16 protein-coding genes are annotated in these 19335 nt (G+C 72.7%); 5 read left to right on the forward strand and 11 right to left on the reverse strand.

All coding sequences use genetic code 11. From position 1 onward, the window contains the following. Window positions 1–277: 277 nt before the first annotated feature. The 3 genes from C8054_RS27040 to C8054_RS27050 form a co-directional block, all read right to left on the reverse strand. The gene (locus tag C8054_RS27040) at window positions 278–1969 is read right to left on the reverse strand and encodes a S8 family serine peptidase (RefSeq protein ID WP_199199939.1); all 1692 of its coding nucleotides are present in this window, start codon (window positions 1967–1969) and stop codon (window positions 278–280) included. An 89-nt stretch (window positions 1970–2058) separates the two neighbouring features. Continuing rightward, entirely contained in the window at window positions 2059–2238 is a 180-nt protein-coding gene (locus C8054_RS32905; protein WP_233220202.1) for a hypothetical protein, read from the reverse strand. Next, window positions 2228–3190, reverse strand: coding sequence for a DMT family transporter (locus C8054_RS27050; protein WP_107161769.1), 963 nt, complete (start codon window positions 3188–3190; stop codon window positions 2228–2230). The genes C8054_RS32905 and C8054_RS27050 overlap by 11 nt, the downstream gene beginning before the upstream one ends. A gap of 73 nt (window positions 3191–3263) precedes the next feature. On the opposite strand from C8054_RS27050, the gene C8054_RS27055 reads away from it, so the two are divergent. Beyond that, window positions 3264–3809 carry a CGNR zinc finger domain-containing protein gene (locus tag C8054_RS27055; protein WP_107161685.1) on the forward strand — a complete coding sequence of 182 codons (546 nt, stop codon included), beginning with the start codon at window positions 3264–3266 and terminating at the stop codon, window positions 3807–3809. Here C8054_RS27055 and C8054_RS27060 read toward each other — a convergent pair. From C8054_RS27060 to C8054_RS27095, 7 genes are all read right to left on the reverse strand, one after another. Continuing rightward, window positions 3776–4372: a GNAT family N-acetyltransferase gene (locus C8054_RS27060; protein WP_107161687.1), complete on the reverse strand. Its 597-nt coding sequence runs from the start codon at window positions 4370–4372 to the stop codon at window positions 3776–3778. The genes C8054_RS27055 and C8054_RS27060 overlap by 34 nt on opposite strands. A 136-nt stretch (window positions 4373–4508) precedes the next feature. Beyond that, window positions 4509–4739, reverse strand: a complete 231-nt coding sequence (locus tag C8054_RS27065) for a winged helix-turn-helix domain-containing protein (protein WP_107161689.1) — start codon at window positions 4737–4739, stop codon at window positions 4509–4511. Between the two features lie 546 nt (window positions 4740–5285). Then, complete coding sequence (locus C8054_RS27075) at window positions 5286–6695, reverse strand: class II fumarate hydratase (RefSeq protein ID WP_199199940.1); 1410 nt, start codon at window positions 6693–6695, stop codon at window positions 5286–5288. 44 nt (window positions 6696–6739) lie between these two features. Beyond that, window positions 6740–9721 carry a BTAD domain-containing putative transcriptional regulator gene (locus C8054_RS27080; protein ID WP_107161693.1) on the reverse strand — a complete coding sequence of 994 codons (2982 nt, stop codon included), beginning with the start codon at window positions 9719–9721 and terminating at the stop codon, window positions 6740–6742. Between the two features lie 226 nt (window positions 9722–9947). Then, complete coding sequence (locus C8054_RS27085) at window positions 9948–11615, reverse strand: fumarate hydratase (protein WP_107161695.1); 1668 nt, start codon at window positions 11613–11615, stop codon at window positions 9948–9950. Between the two features lie 77 nt (window positions 11616–11692). Continuing rightward, on the reverse strand, window positions 11693–13090 hold the full coding sequence (locus C8054_RS27090) for a PQQ-binding-like beta-propeller repeat protein (RefSeq protein WP_233220203.1): 1398 nt from the start codon (window positions 13088–13090) through the stop codon (window positions 11693–11695). Window positions 13091–13228: 138 nt separating this feature from the next. Beyond that, on the reverse strand, window positions 13229–13735 hold the full coding sequence (locus C8054_RS27095; RefSeq protein WP_107161697.1) for an Lrp/AsnC family transcriptional regulator: 507 nt from the start codon (window positions 13733–13735) through the stop codon (window positions 13229–13231). Window positions 13736–13873: 138 nt separating this feature from the next. Between C8054_RS27095 and hppD the strand changes: the two genes are divergently transcribed. From hppD to hisC, 4 genes are read left to right on the forward strand one after another with little or no spacing between them, the layout of a single operon-like run. Further along, window positions 13874–15079 (forward strand): 4-hydroxyphenylpyruvate dioxygenase, encoded by a 1206-nt coding sequence (gene hppD / locus C8054_RS27100; protein ID WP_107161699.1) that lies wholly within the window; start codon window positions 13874–13876, stop codon window positions 15077–15079. A 10-nt stretch (window positions 15080–15089) separates the two neighbouring features. Next, complete coding sequence (locus C8054_RS27105) at window positions 15090–15803, forward strand: RDD family protein (RefSeq protein WP_107161702.1); 714 nt, start codon at window positions 15090–15092, stop codon at window positions 15801–15803. 28 nt (window positions 15804–15831) lie between these two features. Then, on the forward strand, window positions 15832–16881 hold the full coding sequence (locus C8054_RS27110) for an RDD family protein (RefSeq protein ID WP_107161775.1): 1050 nt from the start codon (window positions 15832–15834) through the stop codon (window positions 16879–16881). Further along, complete coding sequence (gene hisC, locus C8054_RS27115; RefSeq protein ID WP_107161704.1) at window positions 16878–17981, forward strand: histidinol-phosphate transaminase; 1104 nt, start codon at window positions 16878–16880, stop codon at window positions 17979–17981. Before C8054_RS27110 ends, hisC begins: the two co-directional genes overlap by 4 nt. Window positions 17982–18054: 73 nt before the next feature. Here hisC and C8054_RS27120 read toward each other — a convergent pair whose 3' ends face one another. After that, window positions 18055–19308, reverse strand: coding sequence for a PQQ-binding-like beta-propeller repeat protein (locus C8054_RS27120; RefSeq protein ID WP_107161706.1), 1254 nt, complete (start codon window positions 19306–19308; stop codon window positions 18055–18057). Window positions 19309–19335 lie beyond the last annotated feature (27 nt).

Raw genomic sequence — 19335 nt, forward strand, 5'->3', positions numbered from 1 at the left:
CCGCACGGACCGGCGGCCTCCGCACTTCTCCCCGGCCATCAGTTCGCGCTCGCAGTGACTCTTCGTGTTCAGTCAACTGCGCAACGGTCGGGAATGGTAGGGGCCTTCGGCGGGCACACCTGCCCTGAGCTGCAGAAACGTCATAGGCCGCGAAGTGGACAGCGATGAGCGGGATTACGGATCGCCACCCTTGTGGATTCGGGAAGCCCGGCCGACGGGAACAGCACGAGGCCCGGGCGACCGAAGTCGTCCGGGCCTCGCGGGTGCGGGGAATGGGTTACGGCTTGGCGTTCGGCCTGACCGGCGTGGTCACCGCCGCGTAGGCGTCGATGATGCCGTAGCCGTAGAAGCCGTTGAAGTTCAACGAACCCGCGCAGTACGCGTTGTACGTCTCGTCCCGGCCCTCGTTGGTGTAGGTCTGGAGCCGCGGCTCCGGGCAGGCGTGCTCGGCCGCCGTCCGGTAGAGGTGCTGCTCGACCTGGTCCGGCGCCATGCCGTAGCCGTTGCGGCCCTGCTGCTTGCCGTACCGGCTGACGATCAGCGCGGCCACGCCGGAGACGTGCGGGGACGCCATCGACGTGCCCTGGAGGTAGGTGTAGTAGCCGCACTCACCCTTGGCCGTGCACTGCTTGAACACCGAGTCCTCGAAGCCGGCCACGATGTTGCCGTCCTCGTCGACCGACCCCTCCTCCTGGAGCACCTTCTTCGGGTACGTGGAGAGAATCATGTTGGCGTCGGTGCGGTAGGTGTCGGTGCCGAAGCCGTCCCGGAACCAACCACCCGGGGCCGCCACCGAGATCTGCTCGGTGCCGTAGTTCGAGTAGTCGGCCTTCTTGCCGGACGGACCGACCGCCGAGACACCGATCACGTGCGGGCCCTCGACCGGCAGGTCCCAGCAGCTCGCGTTGTCGATCGGCCGCGGGTACGGCGGGGTGTCGCCGTAGTCCGGGCTGCTCTCGTCGGTCCGCGGGTCGCCCAGGTCCTCGTTGTTGTTGCCGAGCGAGCCGACCAGCGTGACGCCCTTGCGGTGGGCGAAGTTCAGCGCCCGCTTCATGGCCTCGATGATGGTCCGCTGCTCGGCCTGCTGCTCCGGGTTGTCCGCCGGGTTGGCGGCGCAGTTGTAGAGCCACGGGTCGACGTAGAAGGACATGTTGACCACGTCGAGCCCGGAACGACCGGCGTGCACCAGCGCGTTGACCACCGGGTTGAGGAAGAAGTAGCCGCTGTCCTGGCCGCCCTTCAGCTCGACCAGGGAGACCTTCGGGGCCACGCCGGAGAGGCCGAAGCCGTTGGCGGCGGCGCCGATCGTGCCGGCCACGTGGGTGCCGTGACCGCCGTCGTCGGTGCCGACCGGGTCGAGGCAGCTCGCCACCTCGCACGGGCCGTCGACGTCGGGGATGTCCGGCGCGAAGTTGCGGGACAGCGCCCAGTTGAAGTTCGGGGCCAGGTCGGGCTGGCTGGCGTCGACGCCGGTGTCCAGGACGCCGACGGTGACCCGGCGGTCGCCCGGCTCGATCTTGCGCGCCCGGTCGGCCCGGATCATGTCCAGGCCCCAGAGCTTGTCGTCCAGCGGGTCCATCTTCCTGGCGTTGCCCTTGGCGACCTTGCCCTTGGTCGCGGCGGCGGCCACCAGGTGTTCCTGCTCGACCCGGTCGAGCTTGGGCTTGCGGCCGATCGCCTTCTCCTCGGCGGCGCCGAGGAGCGCGCCGGCTGCGGTGGCGCGGCTGGCGAAGTCCGCCCGGTCGCTGCGCACCTGGAACAGGCCGACGTCGTCGGTGCGGGAGACGACGGTGCCGCCGGCCGCCTTGATCGCGGCGATCGCGGCGTCGGTGGAGACGCCGCTCTCCGCCAGCACGGTGAAGGTCCGGGTGCTGGTCGGCGCGGCCGTCGCCGGAACCCCCAGACCGGTCACCGTGAGTGCCAGCGAGGCCGCGACCGCGACCGCACCGGCGGTGAAGCGCTTGCTCACCACATCAGATCCTCTCGTTGAGGGACGTGGCAGTCATCCCACATCACGGGAGCGAGTTTCGCCAGGTGTGCGCCCGGAATAAGCCACAATCAGGCATTCGCGCTCGTCAACGCGGCGAGCACCCCGGGCAACTCGGCCAGCGTGGAGACCTCGGCGTCGGGTTCAAGGCCGGCCGGCCGGGGCAGCGCGCCGATGACCGCCGGGCGCAGGTCGACCAGGGTCTCGTCGGCGTCGAAGACGACGGCGGTCGGGGTGCGGTCACCGCTCACCGACAAGCGCCGCCCCGGCCGGGGCCGGTGCCGCCTCCCCCGGACCGGCCCGCAGCTCGTCCACCCGGACCAGCGCGACGCCGCCGACGATGAGCGCGCCGCCGACCAGTTGGATCGCGCTCGGCAGCTCGTTCAGCACCAACCAGGCGATCAGCACCGCGAACATCACCTCGGTCAGCCCGACGAAGGAGGAGAGCCGGGCGCCGAGCAGCCGCGCCCCGGCGACCCCGGCCAGGTACGCGACCACGGCGGCGATCAGCGACAGCCCGACGATCGGCACCAGCCAGCTCACCCGATGCCCGGCGAAGCTGACGTCGGCGGTCCCGGCGGCCAGTGGGAGCACCCCCAGCCCACCGAGCAGCAGCAGCGCCACGGCGCCGACGGCCATGCCGCCGCTGGCCATCACCGCCGAGGGTAGTTCGGCGTCGACGCGGCCGGCGATGACGTAGTAGCCGGCCAGCCCCACGCCGGCGCCGAGCCCCCAGAGCACGCCGGTCGGGTCGAGACGCCCGGCGCCGGTGAGGTCGAGGACGAACACCAGCCCGGCCAGCGCGGTGAGCGAACCCGCCACGGTCAGCACCCGGGGTCGCTGGCCGTGGACCAGCCACATCCAACCGACCACCAGCACGATGCCGAGGTATTCCAGCAGCAGCGCCACGCCGACCGGGAGGTACCGGACCGCGTTGAAGAAGCACGCCTGGGCCAGGGCCACCCCGAGCAGCCCGAACAGCACCACGGTGAGCGCGTTGCGGCGCAGCACCGGCCAGCGACCGCGCAGCACCAGCAGGGCGGGCACGGCCAGCACCAGCGCGGCGATGCCGACCCGGGCGATCACCACGGCGACCGCCGACCACTCACCGGTGATCAGCGGCCGGGCGAACGTGCCCGAGGTGGCGAACGTGAGCGCGGAGAGCAGGGCCAGGCCGAGCCCGGTGCCGGACCGTTCGCGCATCGACATTCCCCCGGTCATGAGTGAAGAAGCGTTACGCTGATGACGTTAGGGGTGCCGTCCGACAGGAGTCAAGTTGCTTTTCGCTCATGACACCGAGTGCGGGCTGGTGGCCGCCGCCGCACTGGTGAACACCACCGGCCCGGGCCGGGAGGACCTGCCGGACGTCAACGCGCTCGACGCGTTCTTCACCGCGTACGGGTGGAGCGGCCGGCACGAGCACACCGAGGCGGAACTGCGCCAGGTCCGCACGCTGCGGCCCCGGCTGCGCCGGATCTGGTACGCCGACACCGACGAGGTGGTGGAGATCGTCAACGGGCTGCTCCGCGAGTCGCACGCCCTGCCGCAGCTCATCCGGCACGACGACGAGCCGTACCATCTGCACGCCGTGCCTCTCGACGCGCCGCTGGCCACCCGGATGGCGGTCGAGGCCGCGATGGCCGTGGCCGACCTGGTCCGCTCCGGCGAGCTGACCCGGCTGCGTCGCTGCGACCACCCCGACTGCGACAACGTGCTCGTCGACCTGTCGAAGAACCGGTCCCGCCGGTTCTGCGACGCCGGCTGCGGCAACCGGGCCGCGGTCAGCGCCTACCGGGCCCGCAGGGCGGCGTCCCACTCCTGACGGATCGCGGGCCAGTCCGCCCGGAGCAGCTCGTACTCCACCTCGCCGTGCTCCGTACCCGGAATCGGGTCGTCGAAGTCGAGGTGGAACGTGCGGGCGTAGCGCAACCCGGCGCGGGTCATCACCGCGCGGGACCTGTCGTTCACCGCCATGGTCTGCGCCCACACCCGCCGCACGCCGACCGTGTCGAACGCGTGCCGCACCAGCGCCCGCGCGCCCTCGGTGGCCAGCCCGTGCCCCCACACCGCACGGCGCAACCGGTAGCCCAGCTCCGCCTCACCGCCGTCGTCGGACGGGTCGAGCGCCAGCCAGCCGAGGAACTCACCGGTGAACCGGTCGAGCGCGGCCCACCGGCCCAGCCCGGGATGCCTGTCGTACTGCGCGAGCAGCCGGGGCAGCACCTCGTCGCGGATCGTCGCGGCCGGCGTGGGCACACCGTTGGTGAGGAACCGCATGACCTCCGGGTCGGCGTCCAGCGCGACCAGTCGGTCCACGTCGGCCATGGTGAACCGGCGCAGCGTCAGCCGGCCGGTCTCCCGCAACACCCCGTCGTCGTCAGACACGCTCGGATCATCCCGCCGACCCGTCGCCCGGGGCGAGGCAATTACCGCCGCGGTGGCCCGGCTGGTGTTGCGGTAGATCTTGGAAGAATTGCGCCCCTCCGAGGGCCGTTTCGTACCAAGATCTGTGGTCACCGCGTCAGCTCGGCAGCGCCTCCGCGACCCACAGGCCACGACCCTGCAAGCCCACAACGAGGCCCCGGTCCTGAAGGATGATGATCGCCCGCTGCACGGTGGTGACGCTCACGCTGTAGAGATCGGCGAGTTCCTTGTAGGTGGGCAGCCGCTCACCTCGCGGGTATTCCCCGCTTTTGATCCGGGTGGCCAGGTCTTCGGCAACCTCTCGGTAGCCGGCGCTCGGTATGGGCATGGGAGGTTTCCTTCGTTCGGCACCTCCATCGGATCATGAGCAATACACGCCTTCAAGACCAACATTGCCTTAGGTACTAAAGGTCTCTAAGCTTATGGCTGTGGTGAGGCCCCTTCGTTCGGCAAACGACGAGCCGAGCCATGTAAGCCATACGGGTAATCGGCACGAGATCTCCCAAGTGCGGCGTCGCGGTAGGACCGTCCGCTCCACCGGCCGGGCGGTTCCCACACCAGCCCGGGGCGGCGATGTCACGAACGACTCAGCTCGAAAGGGACCGCACATACCCCTCCCTGACCGGCCCCACCTGCCGCTACGCCCGCTCTGGCTCTGTCGGACGTGCGGCACGCCCTGGCCGTGCGCCGACGCGCGCCTCACCCTGCTCGACGAGTGCGCGGGCGACCCGGTCGGGCTCAGCGTCTATCTCTGCGGCGTGCTCCACGAGGCGACCGCCGACCTGCACCGGCTGCACCCGGCCGAACGGCTCGACCCGGCCGCCCTGTTCGCCCGCTTCCTCGGCTGGGCACGACGCCGGGCCATGCCCTGACCTCAGGGATGCGTCATCCGGAGCAGGTCCAGCGCCTCGTCCAACTGGGTCTCGGTGAGCTTGCCCGAGTCGACGTGCCCGCGCGAGATCACCACCTCGCGGATGGAGACCTGCTTGGCCAGCGCCTCCTTGGCGATCGAGGCGGCCTCGTCGTACCCGAGATGGCGGTTCAGCGGGGTGACGATCGACGGCGAGCCCTCCGCGTACGCCAGGCAGACCTCGGCGTCCGCGACCAGGCCGGCCACCAGGCGCTCGGCGAAGAGCCGGCTGGACGCGGCGATCAGCTTGATCGACTCCAGCAGGTTGCGGCCCATCACCGGGAGCATCACGTTCAGCTCGAAGTCGCCCTGCGAGCCGGCGAAGGCCACCGCCGCGTCGTTGCCGATCACCTGCGCGCAGACCTGCCGCATCGCCTCGGCCACCACCGGGTTGACCTTGCCCGGCATGATCGACGAGCCGGGCTGGAGGTCGGGGATGCGCAGCTCGCGCAGGCCCGCGCGGGGGCCGGAACCCATCCAGCGTACGTCGTTGGCGATCTTGTAAAGGCCGACCGCGACGGTGCGGAGCTGCCCGGACGTCTCCACCAGCGCGTCCCGCGCGCCCTGCGCCTCGAAGTGGTTGCGCGCCTCGGACAGCGGCAGGCCGGTCGAGTCCCGCAGCCGCCCGATCACCTTGCCCGCGAACCCGAGCGGGGTGTTGATGCCGGTGCCCACCGCGGTGCCGCCGAGCGGCAGCTCGCCCAGCCGGGGCAGCGCCGACTCCAGCCGCTCGACGCCGTAGCGGACCTGCGCGGCGTACCCGCCGAACTCCTGCCCGAGCGTCACCGGCGTGGCGTCCATCAGGTGCGTCCGGCCCGCCTTCACCACGGTCTCGAACTCGGCCGCCTTCGCCTCCAACGCCATCGCGAGCTGCGTCAGGGACGGGAGCAGATCCTCCACCACGAACTGGGTGGCGGCCAGGTGGATCGAGGTCGGGAACACGTCGTTGCTGGACTGCGACGCGTTCACGTGGTCGTTCGGGTGCACGTCGCGGCCCAGCTCGCGGCTCGCCAGCGACGCGATCACCTCGTTGGTGTTCATGTTGGACGACGTGCCGGAACCGGTCTGGAACACGTCCACCGGGAACTGGTCGTCGTAGCCCCCGGCGGCGACGTGCGCGGCGGCCGTGGCGATCGCCTCGGCCACGTCCGCGTCGATCACGCCCAACTCGCCGTTGACCTGGGCAGCCGCCCCCTTGATCTGGGCCAACGCCTTGATCTGGGCCGGTTCGAGCCCGCGCCCCGAGATCGGGAAGTTCTGCACCGCGCGCTGGGTCTGCGCCCGCCACAGCGCCTCGGCGGGCACCTCCACCTCGCCCATCGAGTCACGTTCGATCCGGTAACCGGTCGCCTCTGGAGTCGTCACGCGTACCATCCTGCCGCGCCGCCGGCCGGTACGCAGGGAAAGCGACGCCGGCCTCAGCCCAGCTCGGCCAACAGCTCCTCGGTCGCCCGCCGGCCCGGGGACTCGATCTGCCGGAACAACACCAGCGCCCGGCCGGCGTAGCGGCGGGCCTGCCCGGCATCCGTGTCGCGCAGGCACCGGGCCATGCCGTCCAACGCACGGGCCTGCTCGTAACGGGCCCCGAGCCGGGTCGCGTCGGCGAGCACCCGGCGGTGCAGGTCGAGCGCGCTGGCCACGTCACCCTGGTCGAGCAGCGCCTGGGCGAGCAGGTTGCGCGAGGCGCACTGACCGATCCGGTCGCCGGAGTCGGTCACCACCACCAGCGCCTCCCGGTGCAGGTCGGCCGCCCGTTCGGGCCGGCCGACCCGCCGCTGGAGGGCGCCCATCTCGTTGAGCACCTCCGCCTCGCCGTACCGGCCGACGTACTTCTTCTTGAGTCGCAGGGCGACCCGCAGCAGTCGTTGGGCCGGCTCCAGGTGACCCATCCGGTGCCGGATCATGCCGGTGTGCGCGACCGCGTTCGCCAACTGCCGGAAGTCCCCGTTCTGCCGCGCCAGCACCAGGTGGGAGCGGCTGAGCCGCAGCGCCTCGGCGTGCCGGCCGGCCGACAGCAACGCGTACGCCACGTTGTTGATCAGGTTGGCCAGCTCCGCCGTGTGGTCGGCGCCGCGAATCATCTGCATCGCGCTGTCGAGGCACTCCATCCCCTGCTGGTGATCCCCGTTCGCCGAGTAGGACACCCCGAGGTTCCACAGCGACACCCGCATCTCGTCGCGGAGCCCGAGCCGCCGGCGGATCTCCAGGGCCCGCCGCATCAACCGGATGGCCTCGGGAAACCGGGCCTGCCGGTAGTAGACCGAGGACAGGTAGTTGTAGATGGTGCCCACCGCCGCCTCGTCACCGAGCGCCTCGGCCGCGCGCAGGCCGACGGTGTGCGTCTCCAACAGGTCGTCCAGGTGTCCACTGTCGAAGTTGGCCCGCCAGCACGCCCGGGCAAGCTGCCAGCAGTGCCGCCGGAAGCCCTCCGCCTCGGCGAGCTGGACCAGCGCGGTCAACAGCGCCACGTGCTCGTCGAACCAGGCCCGGCCCTGCGGCAGCGTGGCGTCGACCAGGTCGGGCCGGCGCGGCGGGTGGGCGGGCAGGGACCGCAGGCTGCCCGCCGACTCGATCGTCCGGGCGATCGCCGAAGCCACGTCGAGATGATGGTCCAGCAGCCGTTCCAGGGCCGCCCGGCGCTCCCCGGCCCGGCCCGCCTCGGCGAGCAGCGTCCGGGCGTACTCGCGGATCAGGTCGTGCAGCCGGTAGCGGCCCGGGTCGGCCTCCTCCACCAGGTGCGCGTCCACCAGCTCGTCGAGCAGATCCTGCGCCTCCGCCAGCGGGATGTCGGCCAATGCGGCGGCCACCCGGTTGTCGAACCCACCACCCGGCGGCAGACCGAGCAGCCGCAGCATCCGCTGCGCCGTGGGCGACACCTGGGCGTAGGAGAGCGCGAACGCCTGCCCGACGGAACGCTCCCCGGCGGCCAGCTCGGACAGCGTGTCCCGACTGGTGGCCAGCCGTTCGGCCAGGTCCGCGACCCGCCAGCGGGGCCGGTGCGCCAGCCGGGCCGCCGCCAGCCGCAGCGCCAGCGGCAGGTGCCCGCAGCGCCGCGCCACCTCGGCGGCCGCCTCCGGTTCGGCGGCGACCCGGTCCCGGCCGACGATCCGGACGAGCAGCTCCACCGCCTCCTCCGGGTCGAGCACGGGCAGGGACGACGGGCGCCCCTCGTCCAACCCGACCAGTCGGCGGCGGCTCGTGATGAGCACCAGGCAGTCCGGGCCGTTCGGCAACAGCGGCGTGACCTGCGCGCTGTCGGCCGCGTTGTCGAGCACCACGAGCGCGCGGCGGCCGGCCAGCTCGGTCCGCCACAGCGTCAACCGGTCGGCCAGGTCCAGCGGCATCCGCTCCGGCGGCACCCCGAGCTGGCGCAGCAGGACCGCCACCGCCGCCGAGGGGGTCAACGGCATGCGCTCGCTGTGCCCGTGCAGGTCGACGAAGAGATGCGCGTCCGGGTAGCGGTCACCGAGGGCCGCAGCCACGTGCACCGCCAGCGTGGTCTTGCCGCTGCCGGCCATGCCGTCGATGAGCTGGACCCGGACCCGGTCCTCCTCGATCTCCTTCACCAGCCGCACCACGGTCTGCTGACGGCCGGTGAAGTCGCTTATCGCGCGCGGCAGCGAACGGACCGGCACGGCGGACCGGTGCTCCGCGACCCCCAGGGCCAGGTCACCGGCGAGCACCCGCTGGTGCAGGTCCTGCAACTCCGGGCCGGGCTCGATGCCCAGCTCCTCGGCGTACAGCCGGCGGCCCTCGCGGTAGACGGCGAGCGCGTCGGCCTGCCGGCCCACCGCGGCGAGGGCCCGCATGAGCTGGCCGCGCAGCCGCTCCCGCAGCGGGTTCCGCTCGACGCTCTCGACCAACTCGTCGACCAGGTCGGTCGCCGGCCGTAGGCGCAGCTCGATCTCGACGCGTTCCTCCAACGCCGCCAGTCGCTGCTCGTCGAGGGCCAGCGCCCGTCGGCGTACGCTCCGGCTGGGAATGCCGCTGAGCGCCGGCCCTCGCCACAGGGCCAACGCGGCCCGGTAGTGGCGACGCGCCTCCTCGGACTGGCCGGCGGCGACCGCGGCCCGCGCGGCGTCCACCGCCCGGCCGAAGATGTCGGCGTCGAGGTCGTCCGGTGCGACCCGGATGCCGTAGCCGGCCGGATCGGTGACGATGACGTCCGGCGGCAACCCCAGCACCGCGAGGCGCTGCCGCAGTCGCGACACGCAGATCTGCAGCTGGGCCCGGGCGGTCGCCGGCGGACGGTCCTCCCAGACGGCGTCGATCAGCTCGTCGAACGGCACCACACGACCGGCGCGCAGCAGCAGGAGGGCGAGCACGGTCCGGTCCCGACCTGCGGTGACGGTGGCTTCGCCCCCGCCTACCCGCAGTGGTCCCAGGATCCCGAACCGCATGCGCCGCCCCCGTACGCCCTTTTGTGCACTTACTGCAGCGTAACCCGCTGGTAACCGCATGACGCGGCGAGACGATAGTGATCTGATAGCGGATCGACAGCGCCGCCGGACAGACTCGTCGCGGTTGTCGGTGACGACATCCGACGGGGGCGGTGCGCCCGTCCGGTCGCGAGGCCGGGCGAGCGCACCGATGTCGGAAGGTGGAACCGGGCCGCGCGCAGCGGCGTCAGCGACGGCCGACGGTGAGCACCGGCTTGGTGACCTCGGCGAAGAAGTCGTTGCCCTTGTCGTCGACCACGATGAAGGCCGGGAAGTCCTCCACCTCGATCCGCCAGACCGCCTCCATGCCCAGCTCCGGGTATTCGAGCACCTCGACGTGCTTGATGCAGTCCTGGGCCAGCCGGGCCGCCGGGCCGCCGATCGAGCCGAGGTAGAACCCGCCGTGGGTATGGCAGGAGCGGGTGACCTGGGCGGACCGGTTGCCCTTGGCCAGCATCACCATCGAGCCGCCGGCCGCTTGGAACTTCTCCACGTAGGCGTCCATCCGGCCGGCCGTGGTGGGGCCGAACGAGCCGGAGGCGTAACCCTCGGGGGTCTTGGCCGGGCCGGCGTAGTAGACCGCGTGGTCGCGCAGATATTGCGGCATCGGCTCGCCCGCGTCCAGCCGCTCAGCGATCTTCGCGTGCGCGATGTCCCGCGCGACGACCAGCGGGCCGGTCAGGGACAGGCGCGTCTTGACCGGATACTTCGACAGCTCGGCGCGGATCTCGTCCATCGGCCGGTTCAGGTCGACGCGGACGACGGTCTCGGTATCCAGCGTCTCGTCGGTGACGTCGGGAAGGTAGCGGGCCGGGTCGGTTTCGAGGCGCTCCAGCCACACGCCCGACGGGGTGATCTTGGCAACCGCCTGCCGGTCGGCGGAGCAGGAGACCGCGATGGCGACCGGGCAGGACGCGCCGTGCCGGGGCAGCCGGACCACCCGCACGTCGTGGCAGAAGTAGCGCCCGCCGAACTGCGCGCCGATGCCGAAGTTGCGGGTCAGCTCCAGCACCTCCGCCTCCAGCTCCAGGTCGCGGAAACCGTGGGCGCTCATCGAACCCTGCGTCGGCAGCGCGTCCAGGTATTTCGCGGAGGCGTACTTGGCGGTCTTCAACGCGTACTCCGCGGAGGTGCCGCCGATGACGACGGCCAGGTGGTAGGGCGGGCAGGCGGCGGTGCCGATCAGCCTCAGCTTCTCCTCCAGGAACTGCATCATCCGCGTCGGATTCAACAGCGCCTTGGTCTCCTGGTAGAGGTAGGACTTGTTGGCCGAGCCCCCACCCTTGGCCATGAACAGGAACTTGTACGCGTCCGGATGGCCGTCCGGGTCCTCGGCGTACAGCTCCACCTGGGCCGGCAGGTTGCTGCCGGTGTTCCGCTCGTCCCACATGGTCAGCGGCGCGAGCTGCGAGTAACGCAGGTTCAGCTTCGTGTACGCCTGGTAGACGCCGCGCGAGATCGCCTCCGCGTCGGTGCCGTCGGTGAGCACGTGCCGGCCGCGCTTGCCCATCACGATCGCGGTGCCGGTGTCCTGGCACATCGGCAGCACGCCACCGGCCGCGATGTTGGCGTTGCGCAGCAGGTCGAGCGCGACGAACCGGTCGTTCGGCGAGGCTGCCGGGTCGTCGATGATCGACCGGAGCTGGGCCAGGTGGGCCGGGCGCAGGTAGTGGGCGATGTCGTGCATGGCCTCGGCGGTCAACGCGGTCAGCGCGGCCGGCTCCACGGTGAGGAAGCGGCGACCACCCGGGCCGTTGACGACGTCCACGCCCTCGTCGGTGACCAGGCGATATTCCGTCTGGTCGGGACCGGTCGGCAGGAGGGGCGCGTACGAGAAGGCGGCGGCACTGCTCATGACCGAAAAGCCTAGGGCAGAGCGGTCGATCGGTGACACCCGCCGGTGGGGTCCTGGGACGCCGATCTCACCCGACGTCACTTCCCGTCGGCGCAGAGTTCCTTCTTCGGCCCGCAGTCGCCCCGGCCGCCCGGGGGCCGCCAGGTGTCGCCCGGGTCGGGCACCGGCACGGCACCCTGGTCGGCCGGCGGCGCTCCGGTGCCTCCGGTGCCCCAGCGGACGTACCCGATCTCCCGCCCCTCCCCGACGATCATGCCGTTCGGGCCGACCGCCAGGGCGTTCGCCGACGTGCGCAGCTCGGCCAGCACCCGACCGCCGCGCGGCTCGACCGCGACCAGCCGGGACGGTTTCTCCTCCGTGATCACCACGGCGTACGGGGTGAGCGCCGCGCCGCTCTTCTGGCCGGCCGGCCGGGTCCACCGGGTCCGGTCGGCGGACAGCTCGCGGCCGAGCAGCGAGTCCTTGTCGGCGCTGCGCACCACCGCGTACCGGTCGTCGACGGCGAGCAGCTTCTCGCCCTCCGCGCCCACCTGGAGCAGCCGGCCGTCGTAGCCGTCGAGCACCGCCTCCCGGCCGTCCGGGGCCACCCCGATGAGCACGTTGCGGGCACCCTGCGGGTCCTCCCGCTGCACGCAGCCGGCGGCGTCCGCGGTACGCAGGTTGATGCCGGCCCGTCGCCACACCTGCTGGCCGGTGGCCGGGTCGACGGCGGTGACGACGAAGTAGCAGCTCCCGTCGCGGGAGGTGGCCGCGGCCCGGAGCAGCCGGCCGCCGACCACCGCGAGCCGCTCCTCCCGACCGGGTTGCACGTTCTGGAGCACCCGCCCGGTGGCGGTGTCCACCACGTGCACCCGGCCGTCGACCGGGAAGCCGAGCAGCGGCGGGACCGACTCCGGCCCGGCCACCCCGCCGTCGATGCGGGTCGCGCCCAGCCGGCGGGTGCCGAGCAGCTCCGGGTTGTCGGCGAGCACCCCGCTGTGCACGCCGGGCAGGAACGCGCTCCACAGCGGCGCGGTGCCGCGCGGGTCCCAGGCCCGCAGCGTGCAGTCGGTGGCCTGCACGCAGTACGCGTCGAGCAGCAGGTTGCGGTACGTCCAGACGGCGATCGCGCGCTCGTCGCGTCGGCGGGTCACGCCGGTGGTCGGGTCGAGGACCTCGTACCCCTTGTCGAGCAGCTTGCCCACGGCGACGACCGACTCCCGGCCGCTGCCGGCCACCGCCGACCAGTCGGCCTTGCGCTCCCAGAGCTGGCTGCCGTCGGCGAGCTTGCGGGCCTCGATCCGGGTGCGCTGCTCGACGATCACGGTGTCACCGGCGATGGTGACGCTGCGCGGGGTGCCGCCGACGCGTTGCTGCCAGACCACGTCCGGCTCGGAGATCGGCTTGCTCCGGTCGACCCAGTCCCAGAGGCGGGGGAAGGGGTTCCAGACGCCGGTGGCGGCGAGCACGACCACGGTGATGAGCCCGAGCAGCAACCAGCCGCGTATGCCTAGGCCCCTCACACCGGACACGGTAGCGACGATCACCGTTCCCCGGGCTCCGTGCGGGGCGTGTCGCGCCGCTTCTTGCCCGGCCCGAGGTGTTAAGAGGGGGCCCCGCCTCTACCGGAGGCGTTAAGCGGGGGCCCTTCCTTCCCGCTGGGCCGCGGAGCGGACCAGCGGGAGCGTGCGGTAGGGGATCTGCTCGGCCAACGCGATGATGGTGGAGGCCCGCCGGATGGCCGCCGAGTCGACGATCTGGTCGATGACCCGCTGGAGGTCGGTGTTCGACCGGGCCACGATGCGGCAGAGCAGGTCGCTGGAGCCGGTGATGGTGTGCGCCTCCAGCACCTCCGGGATGGCGGCCAGGTGCGCGGTGACCTGATCGTGGCCGTGCCGCTGGCTGATCTCCAGGGTGACGAAGCTGGTCACCCCGAACCCGATCGCGGCCGGGGAGATCTCCGGCCCGAAGCCGCCCACCACGCCCCGGCCGACCAGCTTGTCGAGCCGGGCCTGCACGGTGCCCCGGGCCACGCCGAGCCGCCGGGAGCACTCCAGCACCCCGATCCGGGGCTCCTCGGCGAGCAGTTCGATCAAGCGCGCGTCCAACTCGTCGAGCTGCACATCCTGACCAGTGTTCACGGTAGTTGACGATACCGAATGCGCAACCTGACCAGGAAAACCGCCAACTATTGCCCAGCTCCCGGACATCCGGAGATGCTCGCCGGAAGCACATCCACGGCGGCCCACGAGGCCGGCCGGTACGCGAGGGAGGCAACCATGACCCAGGCGATCGACCGACCCCAGTTGACCGAGGAGGTCGACGCCGACGTGCTCGTCGGCGCCGTCAACCACGACATCAGCCGGGACCCGTTCCCGGTCAAGGGCCTCGACCACCTGCACTTCCTGGTCGGCAACGCCAAGCAGGCGGCGCACTACTACTCCACCGCCTACGGCATGACCTGTGTGGCGTACCGGGGGCCGGAGCAGGGCTACCGGGACCACGCGCAGTACGTGCTGACCAGCGGTTCGGCCCGGTTCGTGCTGACCGGCGTGGTGCGTCCGGGCGCCGACGGCGAGGCGCACGTGGCGAAGCACAGCGACGGCATCTCCGACATCGCGCTGGAGGTGCCGGACGTGGACGCCGCGTACGCGCACGCCACCGCGCAGGGCGCGACCGGCCTGCTGGAGCCGCACGACGTCAGCGACGAGCACGGCACCGTCCGGATGGCGGCCATCGGCGCGTACGGCGACACCCGGCACACGCTCGTCGACCGGTCCCGCTACACCGGGCCGTTCCTGCCCGGCTTCGTGGCCCGCGCCCCGATCGTGGACCGCCAGCCGATGATCGACGCCGGCCTCCAGCCGAAGCGCTTCTTCCAGGCCGTCGACCACGTGGTCGGCAACGTGGAGCTGGGCCGGATGGACGAGTGGGTCGAGTTCTACAAGCGGGTCATGGGCTTCAGCAACATGGCCGAGTTCATCGGCGACGACATCGCCACCGACTACTCCGCGCTGATGAGCAAGGTGGTGGCCAGCGGCACCCGCAAGGTGAAGTTCCCGCTCAACGAGCCGGCGGTGGCCCGCAAGAAGTCGCAGATCGACGAGTACCTGGAGTTCTACCAGGGCCCCGGCGCCCAGCACGTCGCGGTGGCCACCAACGACATCCTGGCCAGCGTGGACGCCATGCGGGCGGCCGGCGTCGAGTTCCTGGACACCCCGGACTCCTACTACCAGGACCCGGAGCTGCGCGCCCGCATCGGCAACGTGCGGGTGCCGATCGAGGAGCTCCAGTCCCGCAAGATCCTGGTGGACCGGGACGAGGACGGCTACCTGCTCCAGATCTTCACCAAGCCGGTGCAGGACCGCCCCACCGTCTTCTTCGAGCTGATCGAGCGGCACGGCTCCCTCGGCTTCGGCAAGGGCAACTTCAAGGCCCTGTTCGAGGCGATCGAGCGGGAGCAGGAGAAGCGCGGCAATCTGTGACACTGTCCGCGTGACCCAGCCTCCCCCGAACACGACGCCGCCGCCCGCCGGGCCCCCGCCCGTGGGCGGCGGCTTCGCGCCGCCCAGCGGCCCGGCGGTGCCCGCACAGCCCATCCCGCAGACGTACCCGCCGCTCCCCGGCTACCCGCCGCCCCCACCCGGGTACGCCCCGCACGCCGCGCCCGTGCCACCGGCCCTGGCCCCGAACGGCCAGCCGCTGGCCGGGTTCGGCGAGCGGCTGGTGGCCTGGCTGATCGACACGGCGGTCGCCACCGCGGTGGCGATGGTGCTCTTCGCGCCGGTCTTCATCTGGCTCGTCCTCCGCATGATCGACCGGATGCCGGCGCCCGGCCCGGACGGCACCGTGGCCGAGCCCGACCCGTTGATGATCTTCGGCGACTTCCTCCTGCCGGTGCTCCTGGCCGAGCTGGGGCTGTTCCTCCTGCTGCTGGTCTTCTACTGGCTCTACCACGTGGAGTACGCCCGCCGGACCGGGCAGACGCTCGGCAAGAAGGTGATGAAGCTGCGGATCGTTCCGGCCCGGCCCGACGCGGCGCTGACCCGCGGCATGCTCGGCAAGCGCTACCTGGTCGAGTTCGTCGCCGCCTCGCTGGTGCCGTTCCTCAACTACCTCGACGGCCTCTGGCAGCTCTGGGACAAGCCCTGGCAGCAGTGCCTGCACGACAAGGCCGCCGGCACGGTCGTCGTTAAGGTTGCACCGTGACCGTGAACGAGTGCAGCGAGGCATGTCCGTGAGTCTGGAACCCGGCTGGTACGTCGACCCCGCCGAACCGGAGACCCGCCGCTGGTGGGACGGGGAGGGCTGGATCGGTGCGCCGATCCCGGTCGACGTCACCCCGCCCGACGGTCCACCGCCCGCCGAGCCCGAACCGGCCGCCACGACGCCGGCCGCCGGCCCCGCCCCCGACCGGCCGACGTCCGGCGCGCCGGGTGGCCGCACCGGTCAGCCGGCCGGGCCGGTCCCGTCGGGTCACCCCGGCCCCGGCTGGGGACAGCCCGGGCAGCCGGGCCAGGCGGGCCCCTGGCCCGGGCAGCCGGGTCAACCCGGCCAGACCGGACCGTGGCCGGGACAGCCGGGGCAACCCGGCCAGGCCGGCCAGGCGCACCCCGGCCACCCCGGGCAGCAGGGGCCGCCGCCGGGGTGGCCGTACCCGCAGTGGCCGGGCCGGCCGCCGGTGCCGCGTCCGCACGGACTGCCGCTCGCCTCGTACGGTGCCCGGCTGGTCGCCCGCCTCATCGACCTGGGCGTGGTGTTCCTGCTCAACGTGGTGGTGAACGGGTGGTTCGTCTACCGCTACTTCGAGGCGATCGAGCCCTACCTGCGGGAGACGATGCGTCGGGCGTTGAACGGCGACACCTCCACCGAGGGGCTGCCCCAGATCGACGACCAGGCCGGCGGGTTGCAGGTCGCCATCCTGCTGATCGCCACCGCGCTCTGGTTCGCGTACGAGGTGCCGTCGATGGCGGCGCGCGGGCAGACGTTCGGCAAGCGGGTGGCCGGCGTACGCGCGCTGCCGATCGACGCGGACCAGCCGCTCGGCTTCGGCCGGGCGACCCGGCGGTGGAGCACGATGGGCCTGCCCACGCTGCTCTGGTACTGCTGCGGGCTGGGCCTGCTGCTCCAGTTCGTCGACGCCGTCTCGCCCCTGTTCGACCAGCCGCTGCGCCAGGCGCTGCACGACAAGCGGGCGCAGACCGTGGTGGTCCAACTCCCCCGCAACCGGCCCGACCCCCGTACCGCCCCGCGCGACCGCGCCGACCCCCCGGGAGACACCCCATGACCGAGACCGGACGTCACCAGCCTCCGCTGCGGCTCACCCGCGTCGATCTGGACGCGCTGCCCAACTACGTGCCCGGCCGCAGCCCCGCCGACCTGGCCCGGGAGCTGGGCCTGGCCGAGGCGATCAAGCTGGCCAGCAACGAGGTGCCGTACGGCCCGCTGCCCGGCGTGGTGGAGGCGGTCACCGAGGCGGTCGCCGGCTCGCACCGCTACCCGGACATGGGCGTGGTCGCGCTGCGCCAGGCGCTCGCCGAGCGCTACGGCGTGGACGCCGACCGGATCGCCACCGGCTGCGGTTCGGTGGCGCTGGCCGAGCACCTGGTCCGGGCCACCTGCCTGCCCGGTGACGAGCTGCTCTACTCGTGGCGCTCGTTCGAGGCGTACCCGATCATCGCGGCGACCAGCGGCGCGACCAGCGTGCGGGTGCCGAACGACGCCGGCCACGGGCACGACCTCGCGGCGATGGCGGCGGCGGTGACCGACCGGACCCGGATGATCCTGGTCTGCAACCCGAACAACCCCACCGGTACGGCGGTGCGCAAGGCCGAGCTGGACCGTTTCCTCGACACGGTGCCGGACGACGTGCTCGTGGTGATCGACGAGGCGTACCGGGAGTTCGTCACCGACGCCGAGGTGCCGGACGGCCTGAGCTACCTGGACCGGCCGAACGTGGCGGTGCTGCGCACGCTGTCCAAGGCGTGGGGCCTGGCCGGCCTGCGGATCGGTTGGCTGGTGGCCGCGCCGGCCGTGGCCGCCGCCGTCCGCAAGGTGGTCACCCCGTTCTCCACCAGCATGGCCGCCCAGGCCGGCGCGCTGGCCGCGCTCGCCCAGGCCGACGAGGTGCGGCGGCGCTGCGCGCTGGTGGTGGCCGAGCGGGACCGGGTCACCGAGGCGCTGCGCAAGTTCGTGCCGGACGTGCCGGACAGCCAGGCCAACTTCGTCTGGCTGCCGCTGGGCGACCGGGCGATCGAGTTCGGCAAGGCGTGCGAGGCGCGCGGCGTGATCGTGCGGCCGTTCCCCGGCGACGGGGTCCGCGTCACCATCGGCACCCCGGCCGAGAACGACGCGTTCCTGGCCGCCGCCGAGGCCGCCCTCGCCTGACGTGCAAGGAGGGGCCCCTGCTTAACGCCTGGCGTCGAGAAGGGGCCCCTTCTCACCGGCAAGCGCCGGCCGCTCAGGTGGCGGCGAGCAGCACCGGCTCGGCCATCAGGAACCAGCCCTGGTCGTCGTCGGTCTCGGTGGCATGCTCCCGCACCCGTTCCACCGCCACGTAGCCGTCCACCGCGTACGCCCGGCCCGGTCGCCACCCGATCCCGTCCCGCCCGACGTCCAGCACGAACTCCGACCGGGACGCGCCGGTGAGCGGGTCCAGCGTGACAAGTTCCCGCCGGTCGGTCAGCAGATGCACCCGGCCCGGCTCCTGCGCGAGCACCAGGGCCGGGTGGACGTCGGCCCGGCGCCACAGCTCCTCGCCGGTGCGGGGGGACCGCCCGACCACCACGCCGCCGGACGTGTCCACCACCCGCTCGCCGTCCAGCACCGAGCCGGGGGCGTCCAGGCCCGGCGCGGCCACCGGCTCGCCGGGATCCGTCACCAGCCAGCCCCGGCTCTGCTCGCCGCCCGGCCCGGCGGTACGCAGGCCACGACAGCCGGAGTGCCCGTCGCGGCAGCCGACCGGCGTGACCACGAGTTGGCCCGGTGCGTCCGGTGGCCGCCAGCGGGTCCGTACCGTGCCGGTCCCCGCGTCCCGCAGCTCGACCGTGGCCGGTCCCGCGCAGTTGTCCACCCCGACCAGGTCACCGCTCGCGGTGCTGCCCACGTCGGTGCGGCAGCCTCGGCCGACATCGGCACGCCAGAGCCGGCGGCCGTCGGCCAGCGCGTATCCGCCGACCGCGCCCGGACCGGCGGCGAGCAGCACGTCGCGGCCGTCCGCGGTGCGGGCGACGTGCAGGCCGGCCGGATCCCAGACCGTGGCCGCGAACGTGCGGCGGGGCTCCGGCACCGACCCCGGCACCGGGCCGTCGGCCCGCCAGGCCACCCGACCGGTACGCGCGTCCAGCGCCACCAGCTTCCCGTCGGACCAGCGGCTGACCACCGTGGTGCCCTCGGCGAGCACCCCGACCAGCGTCGCCGGCCACCGGCGGTAGGACCAGAACGGGGTCACCCGGTGCCGGCCGGTGACCGGCTGGTCCGCGTACACCTGGCGGGTGCCGGCGTAGACGCGGAGCCGGCCGTCCACGACCAGCGGCGCCACCGGCAGCCGCCCGATCACCCCGACGGTCGGTGCGGGCGCCTCCGGGTACGGGTCCCGGGCCACGGTCTCGACCTCGGCCGGCGCCAGCACCCGGGCGACCACGGCGACCGACGCCGCGACGGCCAGCACCGCCACCAGCGCCACCACGGCCCGCCGCCTGCCGGCCTTCGCCATCCGCCACCTCCGCCCCGGCACCCTACC

Source organism: Micromonospora sp. RP3T (genome assembly GCF_003027925.1).
Taxonomy (GTDB): Bacteria; Actinomycetota; Actinomycetes; order Mycobacteriales; family Micromonosporaceae; genus Micromonospora.